This window comes from Candidatus Viridilinea mediisalina, assembly GCF_002532535.1.
Taxonomy (GTDB): domain Bacteria; phylum Chloroflexota; class Chloroflexia; order Chloroflexales; family Chloroflexaceae; genus Viridilinea; species Viridilinea mediisalina.
The window spans coordinates 1-1,184 of the sequence record NZ_NQWI01000287.1; the positions used below are offsets into that span (position 1 = coordinate 1).

A 1,184-nucleotide genomic window follows, 5' to 3' on the forward strand; every position below is an offset into this window, starting at 1 on the left:
TACTCAACAATCTTGGTCACAACTCCAGAGCCGACGGTGCGACCACCTTCGCGGATGGCGAAGCGCAAGCCCTCTTCGATGGCCACGGGGACAATCAACTCAACGCCCATCACCACGTTATCGCCGGGCATGACCATCTCCATGTTCTCGGGCAACTGGATGCTGCCGGTGACATCGGTGGTCCGCACGTAGAACTGCGGGCGATAGCCGGGGAAGAAGGGGGTATGACGCCCACCCTCGTCCTTCTTCAAGACGTAGACTTGGGCCTCAAACTTCTTGTGGGGCTTGATCGAGCCGGGGGCACAGAGTACCTGGCCGCGCTCCACATCGCCACGCTCCACACCGCGCAACAGACAGCCCACGTTGTCGCCCGCAATGCCCTCATCGAGCGTCTTCTGGAACATCTCGACACCCGTGACCACGGTCTTGGTCGGAGCGCCTTCTTCCATACCCACAATCTCAATCGTCTCACCGACCTTGACCTTGCCACGCTCGACACGTCCGGTCACGACGGTTCCACGGCCCTTGATGCCAAAGACATCTTCAACGGGCATGAGGAAGGGCTGGTCAATCGCACGCTGCGGGGTGGGGATGTAGTCATCCACGGCCTGCATCAACTCCAGGATGGGCTGATACTCTGGCGCATTGATATCCTTGGAGCTGCTTTCGAGCGCAGCGCGACCCGAACCACGGACGATTGGAATATCATCACCGGGGAACTCATACTTAGAGAGCAATTCCCGCAACTCCATCTCGACCAACTCAAGCAGTTCAGGGTCGTCCATCATGTCCACCTTATTGAGGAAGACCACAATGGCGGGTACCTGCACCTGACGGGCCAGCAGAATGTGCTCACGGGTCTGGGGCATGGGGCCATCGGGCGCGGAGACCACAAGAATCGCACCGTCCATCTGGGCGGCCCCCGTAATCATGTTCTTGATGTAGTCCGCGTGACCGGGGCAGTCCACGTGGGCATAGTGGCGGTTGTCGGTCTGATACTCGACGTGACGAATGGCAATGGTAATGCCACGGGCACGCTCTTCGGGCGCATTATCAATTTGGTCGTAATCAATGAAACTCGCGGCACCGCGCATGGCGAGTACCTTGGTAATCGCGGCGGTGAGCGTCGTCTTGCCGTGGTCTACGTGACCAATCGTACCGATGTTAACGTGCGGCTTGTTGCG

Annotated in this window: 1 protein-coding gene; it reads right to left on the reverse strand. The window is 59.0% G+C overall.

Features of this window, described 5'->3' with window-relative positions:
* The coding region (gene tuf / locus CJ255_RS22040) for an elongation factor Tu (RefSeq protein WP_097646204.1) at positions 1-1,184 on the reverse strand (1,184 nt) is incomplete at both ends.